Annotated in this window: 14 protein-coding genes; 10 read left to right on the top strand and 4 right to left on the bottom strand. The window is 49.9% G+C overall.

Annotated features, from left to right (window positions below; genetic code table 11):
• Positions 1 to 124: 124 nt before the first annotated feature.
• Together C942_RS19240 and C942_RS19235 are read right to left on the bottom strand one after the other, a co-directional pair.
• On the bottom strand, positions 125 to 1576 hold the full coding sequence (locus C942_RS19240) for a dihydrolipoyl dehydrogenase (protein ID WP_007469303.1): 1452 nt from the start codon (positions 1574 to 1576) through the stop codon (positions 125 to 127).
• Positions 1577 to 1668: 92 nt separating this feature from the next.
• Positions 1669 to 2397, bottom strand: a complete 729-nt coding sequence (locus tag C942_RS19235; RefSeq protein ID WP_007469301.1) for a glutathione peroxidase — start codon at positions 2395 to 2397, stop codon at positions 1669 to 1671.
• A 170-nt stretch (positions 2398 to 2567) separates the two neighbouring features.
• Between C942_RS19235 and oxyR the strand changes: the two genes are divergently transcribed.
• On the top strand, positions 2568 to 3470 hold the full coding sequence (oxyR, locus tag C942_RS19230; protein WP_007469300.1) for a DNA-binding transcriptional regulator OxyR: 903 nt from the start codon (positions 2568 to 2570) through the stop codon (positions 3468 to 3470).
• A gap of 78 nt (positions 3471 to 3548) precedes the next feature.
• Here the strand turns inward: oxyR and C942_RS19225 are convergent, their stop codons facing one another.
• On the bottom strand, positions 3549 to 6095 hold the full coding sequence (locus C942_RS19225) for a penicillin-binding protein 1A (protein ID WP_036801207.1): 2547 nt from the start codon (positions 6093 to 6095) through the stop codon (positions 3549 to 3551).
• A 143-nt stretch (positions 6096 to 6238) separates the two neighbouring features.
• On the opposite strand from C942_RS19225, the gene pilM reads away from it, so the two are divergent.
• The 9 genes from pilM (at position 6239) to dam (ending at position 15120) form a co-directional block, all read left to right on the top strand.
• Complete coding sequence (pilM, locus tag C942_RS19220; protein ID WP_007469295.1) at positions 6239 to 7246, top strand: type IV pilus biogenesis protein PilM; 1008 nt, start codon at positions 6239 to 6241, stop codon at positions 7244 to 7246.
• On the top strand, positions 7243 to 7842 hold the full coding sequence (locus C942_RS19215; protein ID WP_007469293.1) for a PilN domain-containing protein: 600 nt from the start codon (positions 7243 to 7245) through the stop codon (positions 7840 to 7842). Before pilM ends, C942_RS19215 begins: the two co-directional genes overlap by 4 nt.
• Positions 7835 to 8422, top strand: a complete 588-nt coding sequence (locus C942_RS19210; RefSeq protein WP_007469291.1) for a type IV pilus inner membrane component PilO — start codon at positions 7835 to 7837, stop codon at positions 8420 to 8422. The genes C942_RS19215 and C942_RS19210 overlap by 8 nt, the downstream gene beginning before the upstream one ends.
• Position 8423: 1 nt before the next feature.
• A complete protein-coding gene (locus C942_RS19205) occupies positions 8424 to 8954 on the top strand; it encodes a pilus assembly protein PilP (RefSeq protein WP_007469289.1) in 531 nt (176 codons plus the stop codon).
• An 18-nt stretch (positions 8955 to 8972) separates the two neighbouring features.
• The gene (locus C942_RS19200) at positions 8973 to 10688 is read left to right on the top strand and encodes a type IV pilus secretin PilQ (RefSeq protein WP_007469287.1); all 1716 of its coding nucleotides are present in this window, start codon (positions 8973 to 8975) and stop codon (positions 10686 to 10688) included.
• Between the two features lie 310 nt (positions 10689 to 10998).
• Complete coding sequence (aroK, locus tag C942_RS19195) at positions 10999 to 11520, top strand: shikimate kinase AroK (RefSeq protein WP_007469286.1); 522 nt, start codon at positions 10999 to 11001, stop codon at positions 11518 to 11520.
• Positions 11521 to 11539: 19 nt separating this feature from the next.
• Positions 11540 to 12619, top strand: a complete 1080-nt coding sequence (aroB, locus tag C942_RS19190; RefSeq protein ID WP_007469284.1) for a 3-dehydroquinate synthase — start codon at positions 11540 to 11542, stop codon at positions 12617 to 12619.
• 14 nt (positions 12620 to 12633) lie between these two features.
• Positions 12634 to 14187, top strand: coding sequence for an SPOR domain-containing protein (locus tag C942_RS19185; protein WP_007469282.1), 1554 nt, complete (start codon positions 12634 to 12636; stop codon positions 14185 to 14187).
• Positions 14188 to 14295: 108 nt separating this feature from the next.
• The gene (gene dam, locus C942_RS19180; protein ID WP_007469280.1) at positions 14296 to 15120 is read left to right on the top strand and encodes an adenine-specific DNA-methyltransferase; all 825 of its coding nucleotides are present in this window, start codon (positions 14296 to 14298) and stop codon (positions 15118 to 15120) included.
• A gap of 31 nt (positions 15121 to 15151) precedes the next feature.
• On the opposite strand, the gene C942_RS19175 is transcribed toward dam, so the two are convergent.
• Entirely contained in the window at positions 15152 to 15373 is a 222-nt protein-coding gene (locus tag C942_RS19175; RefSeq protein WP_007469278.1) for a DUF2970 domain-containing protein, read from the bottom strand.
• Positions 15374 to 15572 lie beyond the last annotated feature (199 nt).

Genomic DNA, 15572 nt, shown 5'->3' with positions numbered 1-15572 from the left:
CGATGAATATTGGCTGTTGATGATTGTAACGAAAAAAGCCCTCCGGGAGGAGGGCATAATCGGTAGTGCAGGAGAGTGATAATCGTGTCTTTGTCTTTTGAACCTTCTGACCAAAGCGCTTGGCTTAGCAGCCCGGGCCACAATCAAGACAGTGTTTGATCATTTCCGGGCCCAGATGCAGTTTGGCATTCAGATCGCGCAATGCAGTGCGGACACCTTCTTCAATAACCGGATGGTAGAAAGGCATATCCAGCATTTCGGCTACCGTCATCTTGCTTTGGTGTGCCCAAGCCAGCAGGTGCGCCAGGTGTTCGGCATTCGGTCCCATCATTTCAGCTCCCAGGAAGCGGCCGGTACCGTGCTCACCGTAGACACGCAGCAAGCCTTTGTTACGCAGCATCACTCGTGAGCGGCCCTGGTTTTCAAATGAAACTTCACCGATTTCAAAGCAGCCGCAGGTTCTCAGGCGCTCGGTGATTTCCTTGTAGCTTTCACCGACCATCGCCAGTTGCGGATCAGAGAAGACCGCTGAGATTTTTGAGCGGCGCAGGCCGGCTCGGATATCCGGGAAGCGTCCTGCATTGTCTCCGGCAATACGACCCTGATCGGCTGCTTCGTGTAGCAGTGGCAGCTGGTTGCTGGCATCACCGGCAATGAAAATCGAATCAACCGATGTTTGCAGGGTAAAGTGATCAGCAACCGGGACACCGCGTGCATCCAGCTCGACAGCGGTATTTTCAATAGCCAGTTTATCGACATTCGGGCGACGGCCGGTGGCTGCCAGTACGTAATCGACATTGATAGTTTTCAGCTCACCGTCTTTACCCAGATACTGGATTTCAACTTTGTCGCCCTGGCGCTTCATGCTTTCGACTTTAACGTCGGCATCGAGATAGAACTCTTCATTAAAGGTCTTGTCGGCATAAGCCATCACTTCCGGGTCGGTGAGCGGGCCAACTTGGCCTCCGATACCGAACATTACCACTTTCACGCCCAGTCGTTTCAGTGCCTGACCTAGTTCCAGGCCAATAACGCCAGGGCCGAAGACTGCGACAGATTCCGGCAGATCATCCCAGTTAAAAACGTCATCGTTGATGATCAGGCGATCGCCGAGTTCATTCCATACCGCCGGATAAGCCGGGCGGGAGCCGGTTGCAATCACAATGCGGTTAGCGGTGATTTGGGTATGGTCATCAACCATCAGGGTATTGTTGTCGAGGAATTTTGCATAACCGACAATTTTGTCTGCAGCCGGAATTTCATCTACCCCTTCCAGAACAAAGCCGACAAAGCGGTCACGCTCGCGTTTAACTCGGTCCATCACTTCACGGCCGTTAATCACGATTTCGCCTTGCGGGTGGACACCAAATCCCGGTGCCTTTTCGATCTGGTGAACGCTTTCTGCTGCCGCGATTAACAGTTTGGACGGCATACAACCGACGCGGGCACAAGTGGTGCCGTATGGGCCGCCTTCAATCATCACAACGCTGTCGGTATGGGCTTTGGCTGCACGATAAGCGCCAAGTCCGGCAGTACCGCCGCCGATAACGGCAACATCAACATTCAGGGTTCTCATTTCACTCTCTCCAATCAGGTCTTTTTTTAAGGGCTGTGTATCCGGTTAATTTGGCGGGGCTATGTTGCCCCGCCGTTTTTTAGTTATGTGGATTAGCCTAGGTATGCTTCCAGTTCTTCGCTACCACCGATGTGCTTACCACCGATGAATACCTGAGGTACGGTGCTGCGGCCAGATACTGCACGCAGGCTGACAGTTGTTGCATCTTTGCCCAGAATCACTTCTTCAAACTGCAGGCCTTTGTCAATCAGGTTCTGTTTTGCTTTGGCACAGAATGGACAACCAGGTTTGGTGAATACAGTGATTGATTCCTGTAGTTTGTGCTCTGGTGCGATGTACTGAAGCATAGTATCGGCATCAGACACTTTGAACGGGTCGCCTGGTTCTTCGTTTTCGATGAACATCTTCTCGATAACGCCATTTTTCACCAGCATGCTGTAGCGCCATGAACGAGGACCGAAGCCTAGCTCTTCTTTGTCTGTCAGCATGCCCATGCCTTTAGAGAACTCACCGTTACCGTCTGGGATGAAGGTGATGTTTTCAGCTTCCTGATCTGCTTTCCATGCATTCATTACGAAGGTGTCGTTAACAGAGACACACAGGATGTCATCCACACCGTGTTCAGCAAATACTGATGCCAACTCGTTGTAACGAGGCAGGTGGCTTGATGAACAGGTTGGGGTGAACGCGCCCGGCAGGCTGAATACCACAACAGTCTTGTTGGCAAACAGCTCGTCGGTTGTGATGTCTACCCACTGGTCGCCCTGGCGAGTGTGGAAAGTAACTTGTGGGATTGCCTGGCCTTCTTTAGATGCGAACATAATCTTTTCCTTTAATAACCTTGTTGATATTTAATGGGTTGTTTCTGTCAACCGGAGCTTACTCTTCACAGCTCCCTTTTGATGTGATGATTATGTCGTTTTCGGCTTGATAGCTCTAATCGTTTGAAACTATAGTATTGATAGTTTAAACCTATTAAAAACAGGTGAGCATGAATATCCGGGATCTTGAATATTTGGTAGCGCTGTCTGAGCATCAGCATTTCAGAAAAGCTGCAGAGGCGTGTTTTGTCAGCCAGCCGACACTGAGCGGCCAGATCCGCAAACTGGAAGATGAGCTGGGTGTGGCCCTGCTGGAACGTAGCAGTCGCCGGGTGCTATTTACCGATGCCGGGCTGAGCCTGGTAGCCCAGGCGCAAAAAGTGCTGATGGAGATAAAAGTCTTTACCGAGCTTGCCAGCCAGCAGGGGGAGGCGATGGCCGGGCCGCTGCATATCGGTTTTATTCCGACGGTCGGCCCTTACTTGCTGCCGCACATTATTCCCTTACTCAAGGAAGCTTTCCCGAAGCTGGAATTGTTCCTTCACGAGGCCCAGACCCATCAGTTAGTTGAGCAGCTGGAAACCGGTAAGCTGGACTGCATTATTCTTGCGGCGGTAAAAGAAACTGAGCAGTTTAAGGAGATCCCGCTTTATCATGAGCCGATGGTGCTAGCCGTACCGGACGAACACCCCTGGGCCGGACAGGAAGAGCTGGCAATGGAGGCGCTTAACGGTGAAACCCTGCTTATGCTAGGTGATGGTCACTGCTTGCGAGATCAGGCTATGGGATTTTGTTTTGCAGCTGGAGCCCGTGAAGATGGCAGCTTCAAGGCGACCAGCCTAGAGACGCTGCGTAATATGGTGGCAGCTGGTAGTGGCATCACCTTGCTGCCTAAGCTGGCAACACCGGGTGAGAAAAGCCGGGATGGTATCAGCTATATCAAGGCGTGTGAGCCGGTACCTACCCGGTTGATCACTCTCGCTTATCGTCCGGGCTCTCCACTACGGGCTCGCTATGAAAAAATAGCCCAAACAATCCACGACCATTTGGCTGAACGACTGGCACTGGAATAAGCCTGAATAAATAGAGCAATAAGCATGTATAAAAAAGAGCGCCGATTGGCGCTCTTTTTGTGCAGGTATTTGAAGGCGTTAGAACAGTTCGTTTGAGCTGTCAGCGTCGAAGATTGTCTCCGAGCCGCCTTCACCGACTAATTCTGTCGGCTCTGTGCCTTTCTCGTAATACTCAAACATTGACGTGTAGTCGTTATGGTTGCTGAGCTTGCCGGTTTCACGGTCGATGCGCACTTTCACGATATCAGCAGGTAGTTGCTTGCGCTGTACCGGAACATCTTCCAGTGCCTGTTTCATAAAGGAAATCCAGGCTGGCTGGGCTGTCTTGGCACCGGCTTCAGCACCACTGGTCTGGTTCTTGTCCAGGTTATTGTTCCAACCTGTCCGGCCCAGAGCACGGCTGTGATTATCAAAGCCCACCCAGGCGGTTGCGACAATGTTCGGGCCGAAACCTGAATACCAGGCATCTTTTGAATCGTTAGTGGTACCGGTTTTACCACCGATATCGCGACGTTTCAGTACCTGACCACGCCAGCCAGTACCGTTCCAACCGGTGCCATGGCGCCAGTCACCACCGCCCCAGATATTACTGGTCATCATTTCACGAACCAGGAATGCGTTTTGCTCAGAGATCACCTGAGGTGCAAAGTGCTCCGTCTGGTTGTCTTTTTCAATCGCACTGCCGCCAGCCCCCAGTTCCTGTTCGCTGATGGCGATGTCATTCAGTACCGCACGGCTGGCTGCGACTACGTGGCCGGCTTGCTGTTGTTCCAGCTGGCAGTCGGCATTGCAGGCGATGTTCGGGTGAGCCTGGTAAACCAGGTTGCCGTAGGCATCTTCGACTCGTTCGATGAAGTACGGTTCAACAAAGTAGCCGCCGTTGGCAAAGACGGCAAAGCCCTGCGCCATTTCCAGCGGGGTCAGGCTTCCTGCCCCCAGGGCAATTGCTTCAGCACGAGGCAGATCTTTCCGTTTGAAGCCAAAGCGGGTCAGGTAGCTGATAGTCTGGTCCAGGCCGACACTTTGCAGTACACGCACCGCCATCACGTTCTTCGACTGGGCCAGGCCAAGGCGAAGACGGGTCGGGCCGTTATAAGTTGGTGGTGAGTTCTTTGGACGCCATGCTGTTCCCATGCTCTGATCCCAGCGGTTGATCGGTGCATCGTTGATCAGGGTGCCCAGAGTCATGCCGTTATCCAGTGCTGCAGAGTAGATAAATGGCTTGATGCTTGAACCTACCTGGCGAATCGACTGAGTAGCACGGTTAAACTTACTGTGTACGAAGTTGAAACCACCCACCATGGCTTTGACCGCACCGTTTTGCGGTGAAACAGCAACGAAAGCCGTGTTGGCATCTGGTACCTGGCTCAGTACCCAGCTCTGCTCTTTTTGCTGAACCCAGATTTGCTGACCAGGTGCCAGGATATCGGCGGCTGCTTTCGGTACCGGCCCCTGACGTTTGTCTGTCATAAAGCGGCGGGCCCACTTCATACCATCCCAGTTGATAGTCTGTTGCTCGCCGTCTTTGGTGATCATATCCGCTGTTTTATCGTTGACTGCGATGACAACGGCTGGCAGTAGGTCACCGTAGCTTGGCTGTTTTTTCAGGTGGCTGATGATTTTGTCCTGATTCCAGGCCATTTGCTCAGGTTGCCACAGGGTGGCGACGGCACCGCGGAAACCATGGCGCTGGTCGTAGGCCAGCAGGTTGTTGATAGCTGCTTGTTGGGCGGCGCGCTGTAGTTTCGGATCAACGGTGGTGTAAATGCGCATGCCTGAGGTGTAGGCATCTTCCCCGTAACGTTCGACCAGCCATGCCCGGGCGCGCTCTGCAAAGTACGGGGCATTCAGTTCGATTTCGGCACCATGGTAGCGGGCGATAATCGGCTCTGATTTCGCCTGAATAAGTTCAGATTGGGTAATGTAACCTTCGTCGAACATACGGCTCAGCACCACGTTACGGCGGGTGGTGGCACGGTCGAGGGAGTAAATCGGGTTCATGGTCGACGGCGCTTTCGGCAGGCCGGCGATGATGGCAATTTCACTTAAGGTCAGTTGGTTAACTTCTTTACCAAAGTACACCTGGGCGGCGGCACCGACACCATAGGCGCGGTAACCCAGATAAATTTTGTTGAGGTAGAGTTCCAGAATCTCATCTTTGCTCAGCAGCTGTTCGATATGGATGGCGATGAAAATCTCTTTAACTTTACGCATGATCTTTTTCTCGTTGGAGAGAAAGAAGTTACGCGCCAGCTGCTGGGTAATGGTACTTGCCCCCTGCTTGGCAGAGCCTGAAACGGCAACTACGAAGGCGGCTCGGGCAATACCGATAGGGTCGATGCCCGGATGGTCGTAGTAACGGCTGTCTTCCGTTGCAATGATGGCGTTAATCATCTGCGGCGGGATGTCATTGAGCGACAGCGGAATACGGCGCTTTTCACCAAACTGTGAAATCAGTTTGCCGTCGGCGCTGTAGACCTGCATCGGCGTTTGCAGCTCGACATTTTTCAATGTTGCAACATCCGGTAGTTCAGGCTTCACATAAAGATAAAACCCAAAAATTGTACCGACTCCAAGGATTATGCAAATCATTGCAAGTATTAATAATCGCTTTATGAACTTCACTTGAGATTTCCCGTTACACCAACATTCGACCGTTCAATACGTCTCGCCCAATAGTATAAAGATAACTCGAACAAAATTAACGCCAAAGATTGGTGTTTATTGGAAGAAAAGGGCTTTTTCGTTTTCAGGGAGCAGAACACGGCATGCTTCGTCATCCGCTGAACATAGGAATTGATATTGGCCACCATAGTGTTAAAGCGGTCGTGCTGAGTCAAAAAAAAGAACGATTAGAACTGGTTGCCTTTACCGAGGCGGTCTTACCTGCTTCGGTGATTAATGACCAGCATAGCGTGAATACGCCAGCGTTATTGTCAGTTATACGTCAATTAAAAAAGAGCCTGCCATTTGGCGCTAGTAGGGTGGTATTGGCATTGCCTGACAGTGCAGTGATTAACAAGGTTATTCAAATCGATACTAATTTGAGTGATGAGGAGGCGGAGTTTGCTGTTACTCAGGCACTCAGTGCTTCGGCACCATTTCCGGTAGAGGAGCTTTGGTTTGATTTTTACCCGTTAACACTTGATGCCATGGCATCTACAGCGATAGTTCCCTATCAGATCATTGCTGCACGACGGGATACTATTGATAGTCGGATTGCTGCCATCAGAAAGGCCGGGCTCAAACCTAGAGTTGTCGAGTTGCAGACTCACGCTTTGCTGTGGATTGCGGCTCATACCATCGAACATAGCGTATTGCATGAGCAGTGGGGCATTGTTGATATCGGCAAATGCTGTACTGAATTTTGTGTTAAACCGCCAGGAGCTGCAGCCTATCATCGGGAGCTTGCTTTTGGTACCCGCTATATCGATAAGACTGTTGGTGGCGATACGGATGCTATATCTGTGTTTACTTCAAGTCAGGCTGAAGCCGCACAGTTCACTCAGCAGCTTGCTGAGCAACTCAGGCGACAGTTGCAGCTTTATAACTCAACTCACTCACGTTCTCAGATAAAAGGAATTTGGTTATCTGGCGGTGGCCAGCATGTTGTCGTTGATGAGCTGTTGGAGCGGCTTTTGAATATTGAGGTGCAGTGGATGAATCCGTTCCGTCATTTACCTTGCAGTAAGAAGTTAGGTGAGATAGCAGAAAACAGTTTTTACAGTCAGTACGCGGTGGCCACAGGGCTTGCTCTACGAGGGATGGCTGCATGATCGAGAGAATTAATCTGCTTCCCTGGCGTGAAGAGAAACGCAGGCTGCATCGTCGGCGTTTTTTTTCCTTGCTTGGCGGTGCTGTTGCTGGCGCAGTGTTGTTGTTATGGGGCAGTGCGAGTTATACCGAGCATCAGAAATTGGTACAGCAGGCACGTAATCAGCAACTACAACAAGAGATTTTTCGCCTGGAGAGAGAGCTGAAATTATTGCCGGAGTTAGATCAACGGCGGGAAGCTCTTAATCAGCGGCTTGGGGTGATAGCTGAAATTCAGCAGGAGCGCAATCGTGTTACGCATCTGTTGAGTATGCTGCCCAGCTTGGTTCCGCAAGGGGTCTATTTGGATGATGTCGTGATGACTGTTGATCGGATTGCGGTGAATGGAGTTGGTGAATCGAATGGTCGCTTGGCTGCCATGTTGTCAAATGCGGAAGGGTCTGTGTGGTTCAAGGATGTCATCATGCACTCCATTATTGCTACTAAAGGAAAAAAAAATCAGGACCAGATAAAGTTTAAAGCCTCCTTTGTTATGACTTCCCCAAGGGAAACAGGTCAGGCTATGACTGTGTTGGCTAAAGGGGAACCTAGTGAGTGACTGGCAGAATTTAGAGTTAGATGAGATTGCTGAATGGCCGTTGTTGCCGCAGTGTGTAATGGCGTTGCTGTTGGCATTAGTGCTGATTATGGTTGTGGGCTGGTATTGGCTAATTCCGCTGCAAGATGAGTTAGGACAACTAAAGAATAGAGAAAGTGAGCTTCATAGTCAGCTAGTTTATCGAGCCAACCAAATAGCGGCGATGCCAGAAGTAAAGGAGCAAGTAGCTGCACTAAGAAGCCGCTACCAAAAAGTTATAAAACAATTGCCAGAAGAGTCTGAGTTGGCCAATTTGCTGGCAGCGGTTAATGATATCGGGGTTCGTAATGGGCTGGTTTTCCAGCGTATAGAGTGGGCGCCTCGGGTTGGCCATTCCCTTTATTACGAACTACCGATGAATATTGAGCTGACTGGTGAGTATGAATATATTGGTGAGTTTGTCGCATCGGTCGCTAACTTGTCACGTATTGTAACGCTGAATGATTTTGAGCTGCGATTGACCGGGCAGCAGGGAACGTTGTCATTAAAGGTCTTAGCAAAAACCTATCGCTTTAAGGCTCCGGAAGTTAAGGAGCAGTAGTATGCATAGATATGGCGTAATAATGCTGGCCGGTGCAGTGCTACTTGGGTGTCAGGCAAATGAAGAGCCAATGCCAGAGATTATTGCCAATGTTCACGATGAAGCCAGTGCCAGGGTTGAGCCGTTAGATGAACAGTACGAGTTTGTTGCCGATGAGTTTGTGATGACCAGCAGCAGGGTGCCGTTCCTTCGCCCCCGGCCAGAGCTGGCAGAAAATAGTAATGAAGAAAATAAAAACTGTTGGCAGCCAAATCTCAACAGGAAGTGGATGGAGTTGGAACGTTATCCGTTGGAACAGCTGAGGATGAAAGGAACGCTAGGGGGGGGGGAGCAGTGCTGGGCGCTGATTTATACCCCTGAAGGCAAGCTGCTCAAAATTCACGAAGGGCATTACATTGGTCTTAATCGTGGAAAAGTCCTCCGGGTCAGTCCAAAAGGTATTGAGATAGAAGAAGTATTACCTGATGGCACGGGGTGTTGGCTGAAACGTGCCGTAACCCTGTCTTTGATGTCCTCAGATTCTGCAGTATAGAAAAGGATAAATATAAAGATGAAAAGGAAGCATCCGGCAACCATGACTACGTTGGCTTTTTGGGTGTGCGTGATTTGTCTGCTGGTGTTCTTTGGTACGTTTCCGGTCCGGGCTGCCGTGGTGACGGACAATCAGATCACCAATATTGATTTTAAACGTAACGGTAAAGGTCAGGGTGCGCTCGGGGTAGAGTTGGCTAAGGCGCAGTCTTTGGTTGATATCCGTCGTTCAGGAAAAAAGCTGTACATCGATATCGTCGGGGCCGGACTTAGTGATGACATGGTTTATGTTCTTAATGTGGCTGATTTTGCTACGGCCGTCACTTCGGTGGAAACATTTCGTATCGAAAAAGGCTCCCGGCTGGTTCTTACTATGTCGGAGGCTTTTCTCTATGACTATACCTTGGATGGTTCACTGTTGAGTGTCGTGGTTGAAGGTGCTCCGGAAAATACAGAACAGAAAAAGGCAGCGAGTATTGCTTACAACGGCAAGCCGATATCCATTAATTTTCAGGATGTGCCGGTACGTAATGTTTTACAGTTAATTGCTGAATATAACGACTTCAATCTGGTGGTGTCAGACTCGGTACAGGGAAATGTGACGCTTCGCCTTGATGATGTGCCTTGGCCACAGGTGCTGGATATTATGCTTCAGGTTAAAGGCTTAGATAAGCGGGTGCAGGATTCGGTGGTGCTGGTTGCGCCAAAGCAGGAATTGGCATTGAATGAACAGTTTGCGCTGGAAGCGAAACGCAAAGAGGAAGAGCTGACGCCGCTACAGTCGGCGATCATTCAGGTTAATTATGCTAAAGCCACGGATTTGGCTGATTTGCTGCTGGGTAGTGAGGGGGGTATCAGTATGCTTTCTGCCCGGGGATCATTGCATGTGGACGCTCGAACAAACTCTCTGATTCTTAATGACTTGCCTGAAAGTTTGGCCAATATCCGACATATTGTTGAGGTGCTGGATATTCCGGTCAAGCAAGTACAGATAGAAGCTAGGATTGTCTCGGTAGATGATAAGGATGTGGAAGAAATGGGGGTTCGTTGGGGGATTCTCAGCAGCAGTGGCAATACGACGGTGGGGGGATCGATTGAAAGTAACCTTAATTCCATCGGGGTATTGGATAAAACATCCGATGTATCCGATTTTCTCAATGTGAACCTGGCGGCCACCCAGCCCGGAGCGTCCAGCTTAGCTTTTCAGGTCGCTAAGTTGGGCGATATTTTGCTTGATTTGGAGTTGTCAGCATTGCAGGCGGAAGATAAAGCCGAAATTATCTCTAGTCCCCGCCTGATGACGACCAACAAGCAGACGGCATATATTGAGCAGGGAACTGAAATACCTTATCTGGAAGCATCATCAAGTGGTGCGGTCTCTGTTGGATTTAAGAAAGCGGTATTGAGTTTGATGGTGACACCGCAGATCACCCCGGATGATAATCTAGTGTTGGATCTGGTGGTAACCCAGGACAGCAAAGGCGATACGGTGACAACGGGGACGGGGGAGGCTGTTTCCATCAAAACTCAGCGTATCGGTACTCAGGTGCTGGTTGAAAACGGTGAAACAGTAGTACTGGGCGGTATTTTTCAGAATGAGCTCAAAAATAAAGTGGAAAAAGTGCCGTTACTGGGGGATTTACCGGTATTGGGAGCTCTGTTTCGACATAAATTGAAGGAGTTAAAGAAGCGTGAGCTGCTGATTTTTGTTACACCGAAGATCGTGATGCAGTAGGTTTGGTGAGGGCGTCGTGATGTTTGGTTGCTTTTATTTATGCCTCATTATGTGCCTAACTCATTGCATTAATTGGTTTATTTTCTGTGTTTTATTACTGCCTGCGAACAGATGGTAGAGTGTATAGTCTAGTTCCGGCGAGTAATAAATTGGCAACGAGCCTTACTAGCTATTGCCAAATGACACCGAGTCCTGAGATAATTTTCGGTCTTAATCACGAATAAAAGTGAGGAAGTTGGCGCCTCGGGCTTATTTTACAGATAGCCTGCGGGCGGTGTCGTTTTATTAACCGCGCGTAAATTTGCTAAAAATGGCTGAAAAACGAAATATTTTCCTGGTCGGCCCAATGGGTGCCGGCAAAAGTACTATTGGTCGACATCTGGCACAGCAACTACATATGGAATTCTTCGATTCTGACACAGTGATCGAAGAACGTACCGGAGCTGACATCAGCTGGGTATTCGATGTCGAAGGTGAAGATGGTTTTCGTGTTCGTGAGGAGAAGGTGATTAATGACCTGACTCAGGAGCAAGGTATCGTTCTTGCTACAGGTGGCGGTTCTGTGAAAAGCAAGGAGAACCGTAACCGCCTGTCTGCTCGTGGTATTGTGGTTTACCTTGAGACAACTATCGAAAAGCAGCTGGCTCGAACTCAGCGTGATAAGAAGCGTCCTCTGCTTCAGACTCCCGAAGAGCCACGTGACGTGCTGGAAGCGCTTGCAGAAGAACGTAATCCTCTGTATGAAGAAGTTGCCGACTATGTAGTACGCACTGACGATCAGAGTGCTAAAGTAGTGGCTAACCAAATCATTAAGATGCTTGAAGAGCGTTAATCACATAGAGATGCTGACCATGGAACGGATCAACGTAAATTTAGGTGACAGAAGCTACCCAATCTCAATCGGCGCCGAGTTATTTAATGACCCGGCGTTATTTTCCTCTGCCATCCAAACCGGACGACGTGTCGTCGTGGTCAGTAACGAAACGGTGGCGCCATTGTATGCCGAGCAGGTAATGGCGACCATCCGCTCTCTCCAATGTGATGTTGCACTGCTGTCGTTGCCTGACGGCGAACAGTATAAGACACTGGAAACTTTCAACCGTGTCATGACATTTTTGCTCGAGGGCAATTACGGTCGTGATGTGGTGATCGTGGCGCTTGGTGGCGGTGTGATCGGCGATGTGGTGGGGTTTGCTGCGGCAAGCTACCAGCGCGGCGTTGATTTTATCCAGGTACCGACAACCTTGCTCTCACAGGTGGACTCTTCCGTTGGTGGTAAGACTGCCGTGAACCACCCGTTGGGCAAGAACATGATTGGGGCATTTTACCAGCCCAAGGCTGTGGTCATTGATAACTACTGCCTGAAAACTCTGCCTGAGCGCGAGTTTGCTGCCGGTATGGCTGAGGTGATCAAATACGGCATTATTGCTGATGCCGACTTCTTTGCCTGGCTGGAGCAAAACATCGAAAAGCTGCAGGCATTGGATAATGAGGCTCTTTCTTATGCGATTGGTCGATGCTGCCAAATTAAGGCAGATGTTGTTGCCGCGGATGAGAAAGAATCTGGCGTACGCGCCCTGTTGAATCTAGGCCATACCTTTGGTCATGCCATTGAAGCCGAGATGGGCTATGGTAATTGGTTGCACGGTGAAGCGGTAGCTGCGGGTACCGTTCAGGCTGCGCAGACGGCTTGCCTTCACGGCTTGCTGTCAGAAGGCGATGTCCAGCGAATTATTCGCCTGCTGGAAAGGGCCAACCTGCCGGTTGAAGCACCGGCATCGATGGATTTTGATTGTTTTATGAAACACATGATGCGGGACAAGAAAGTATTGTCCGGCCAGCTCAGGCTGATACTGCCAACCTCGATAGGCAGTGCTGAAGTGGTTGCCGACGTACCTAATGATATCCTGCGCCGTGTGATTCATGCTTGAAGCTGTGAATTACCATGACGAGTGACATTCAGGTCGCCATGCTGGATCTGGACAGCCAGATTCAACTTCTTTCCCGTATTCAATTTCTTACTCGTTTTAGTTCCAACCTTATTCAAATTACCGGCCGTGAAGGCACCGGTAAGACCTGGCTGGCTCAGCGTTATCTTGAGCTATGGGCCGGTAATAGTAACCAGGCGTTGTTAATGTGTCATCCGGCCCAGAATGACAGCCAGCATCGTTCTATTATTCTTAAGCAATTGGCTTTTCAAGCCGTCTTCAATGAGCAGGATCCGCTGCAGCAGAGTGTTGATCGGCTGTTTGTCGACAGTGGTGCTAACCTGTTGATTGTTATCGATGATGCACAGTTACTCAGTCCGTCTCTGATTGCCGAGCTTTGGGCGTTGGTACAGAGCGCACAGGCCCGCCCGGGGTGGCAGGTCAATGTGCTATTGTTTAGCCAAAGCGGCAAGTTGGATAAATACTTGAGCCGGGTATCTCATGGTCAGGGGCAGGCACCGATTGAACTGGAAATTACCGATTTAACGGAACAAGAAGTACAAACCTTTGTCGAAGTGGTTTTTGCCAGAGACAGGCTGGACGCACCAGGAAGGCGATCTCTTAAAGAAAAAGCGGCAGCAACGGCACCGACACCGGGTGCCCTGATGCAGCTTCAGCAAACGGAGCAAACGAATATGGCAGGTTCTTCTTCACGCAAAATTTCCCCGATGTTGCTGCTGGTGGCATTACTGGCACTGGTGGCTGCTGGTGTGGCATTTATGTTTATTCCGGGTGATGAGCCGGCTTCTGTTACTGAGCAGAGTGAACCACAGGACTATGAAACCCTGCCGGAACCGGTAATGTCGAGTGGGCGTTTTGACCAACAGGAGTTGCTCGCTGCTGAAGAAGCACCACAATCACAACCGGAAACGGAAGTGGTTGAAGAGCAAATGGTGGATAATACTGACTCGTTGCCACCTCAGGTGGTGACTGAAGGACTGACGGTCGGGCGCAACAGCGAAGAGAGCAAGCGAGTGGTAGTGCCTTCCGATGTGGTTGATGCCATGATCTCCGAACAGGAGCAGGGTGGTACCGGAGAGCAGGCTCTGGCGATGCGGCCTGATGTTGAAGCGGCTGTTACCGATATGCTGGAAGAGCAAACCGCTCCGGTTTCGGAAACTGCTTTGGATGCAAGACCTTCTGTTTCTCAGGTTCAGCCGGAAGAGGCTGCTCCGGTAGCTGTTGTTGCACCGCAGCCAAGTGCCCGCCGTTCTGTGCCGGGTGCTGAGCTGAAAACTGTGGATCGCCGCCATTATGCGTTGCAGCTGGCGGCATTGAAGTCGATGTCGGCGGCGAATCAGTTTATTGCCGAATATGACATTTCTCGGATCGCGACCATTTATGAAACCCGCCGTAACGGTGAACCTTGGTTCATTATTATCACCGGTGATTACCCGGATATGATTTCAGCACGTAAGGCAGAAACCCGATTGCCGCAAAGGCTTCAAGCTGTGCAGCCATGGGTGAAATCTTATGCGCAAATCCACCGTGAAATTGATCGGGTGAAATAATCGCACCAGTTAGCAGATATTTACGTGAATTGGTATCAGACCGGGTGTGAAATGAGGTACAATCCGCCACCTTTCGTAACAATATCGGTATTGGTGGTGGGTAGCTGAATGAAAAAGCAACGAGCATTCCTTAAATGGGCTGGGGGGAAGTACTCTCTGGTCGAGGAAATCGAGCGTCATTTGCCACCTGCACGGAAATTGGTTGAGCCGTTTGTCGGGGCTGGTTCGGTATTTTTGAATACGGACTTTGAGCAGTATCTGCTGGCTGATATCAACCCGGATCTGATTAACCTGTACAATATCCTCAAGGAAAAGCCTGAGCAATTTGTTAAAGATGCCAGGGCGTTGTTTACTCCGGAGTTCAACCAAAAAGGGGCCTACCTGGAAATCCGCGATGAGTTCAATCAATCGCGAGATCCGTATCAGCGTTCGTTGTATTTCCTATATATGAACCGTCATGGTTTTAACGGCTTGTGTCGTTATAACAAAAAGGGTGGTTTCAATGTGCCGTTCGGCTCTTATAAAAAGCCGTATTTCCCGGAAGAGGAAATGTACGCGTTTTCTGAAAAAGCCAAGCGTGCCACTTTTGTTTGTGAAGGTTACCAACAGACTTTTTCCCGAGCTCGTAAAGGTTGCGTGATTTATTGCGATCCTCCATATGCACCGTTGTCGACCACGGCAAACTTTACCTCTTATGCTGGTAACGGTTTTAGCTTGGATGATCAGGCTGCACTGGCTGATGTAGCTGAGAAAGCTGCGGCAGAGCGTGATATTCCGGTACTGATCTCGAACCATGACACTACGTTGACCCGTCGCCTGTACCATGGTGCGGAGTTGTCGGTGGTGAAGGTTAAGCGCACAATCAGCCGTAATGGCGGTGGTCGTAATAAGGTGGATGAACTGCTGGCGTTGTTCAAGCCAACCTCTTCCTGATTTACTCTTCTTGAAGTAACTGGACCTGTTATTAGCGGGTTGCCGTCACGGCCATAACAATGGCAAGCAGCAGCCCGATAAAGATTGCAATAGCGACAATACCGGCTGCAATAAATGGCCATGGGCTTTTTTCGCTGAAATCCTGTTGGCGGTTTTGTTCTGACTGCACACCAAACAAAGCTGCGGCTACACTGAGCGCAAGGTTCTTTTTCTTGCCAGTCGGTTTCTGTTCTTGCTCTGATGTTTCGCGCATTCTGCTCCTTCTCTCGTTGATTACGGTTATCTTCTCAATATTTTTGGCACCTTGTACCTTGTACCTTGCACTTGGCTTCTCTATTTCTTCCTTACTGATTGCTCTGGTAATTATTTGGTGTGATATAAGACAACATTAGCCGGATCGGGTAGAATTGCGTCGATTTCGATAACGTTTTCGTATGTACCGTATAGAGGCT

Origin of the sequence: Photobacterium marinum, assembly GCF_000331515.1 — a bacterium.
GTDB lineage: Bacteria > Pseudomonadota > Gammaproteobacteria > Enterobacterales > Vibrionaceae > Photobacterium > Photobacterium marinum.
Note: the sequence above shows the minus strand (reverse complement) of the source record. Positions and strands in the feature narration are given on the sequence as shown.

Bases quoted from the DNA above. Each gene is read 5' to 3' on its own strand.
- pilM (WP_007469295.1), top strand. From the start codon at position 6,239: ATGCTTCGTCATCCGCTGAACATAGGAATTGATATTGGCCACCATAGT.
- C942_RS19205 (WP_007469289.1), top strand. From the start codon at position 8,424: ATGCATAGATATGGCGTAATAATGCTGGCCGGTGCAGTGCTACTTGGG.
- oxyR (WP_007469300.1), top strand. From the start codon at position 2,568: ATGAATATCCGGGATCTTGAATATTTGGTAGCGCTGTCTGAGCATCAG.
- aroK (WP_007469286.1), top strand. From the start codon at position 10,999: ATGGCTGAAAAACGAAATATTTTCCTGGTCGGCCCAATGGGTGCCGGC.
- C942_RS19200 (WP_007469287.1), top strand. From the start codon at position 8,973: ATGAAAAGGAAGCATCCGGCAACCATGACTACGTTGGCTTTTTGGGTG.
- aroB (WP_007469284.1), top strand. From the start codon at position 11,540: ATGGAACGGATCAACGTAAATTTAGGTGACAGAAGCTACCCAATCTCA.
- C942_RS19175 (WP_007469278.1), bottom strand. From the start codon at position 15,373: ATGCGCGAAACATCAGAGCAAGAACAGAAACCGACTGGCAAGAAAAAG.
- C942_RS19240 (WP_007469303.1), bottom strand. From the start codon at position 1,576: ATGAGAACCCTGAATGTTGATGTTGCCGTTATCGGCGGCGGTACTGCC.
- C942_RS19185 (WP_007469282.1), top strand. From the start codon at position 12,634: ATGACGAGTGACATTCAGGTCGCCATGCTGGATCTGGACAGCCAGATT.
- C942_RS19215 (WP_007469293.1), top strand. From the start codon at position 7,243: ATGATCGAGAGAATTAATCTGCTTCCCTGGCGTGAAGAGAAACGCAGG.
- C942_RS19235 (WP_007469301.1), bottom strand. From the start codon at position 2,397: ATGTTCGCATCTAAAGAAGGCCAGGCAATCCCACAAGTTACTTTCCAC.
- dam (WP_007469280.1), top strand. From the start codon at position 14,296: ATGAAAAAGCAACGAGCATTCCTTAAATGGGCTGGGGGGAAGTACTCT.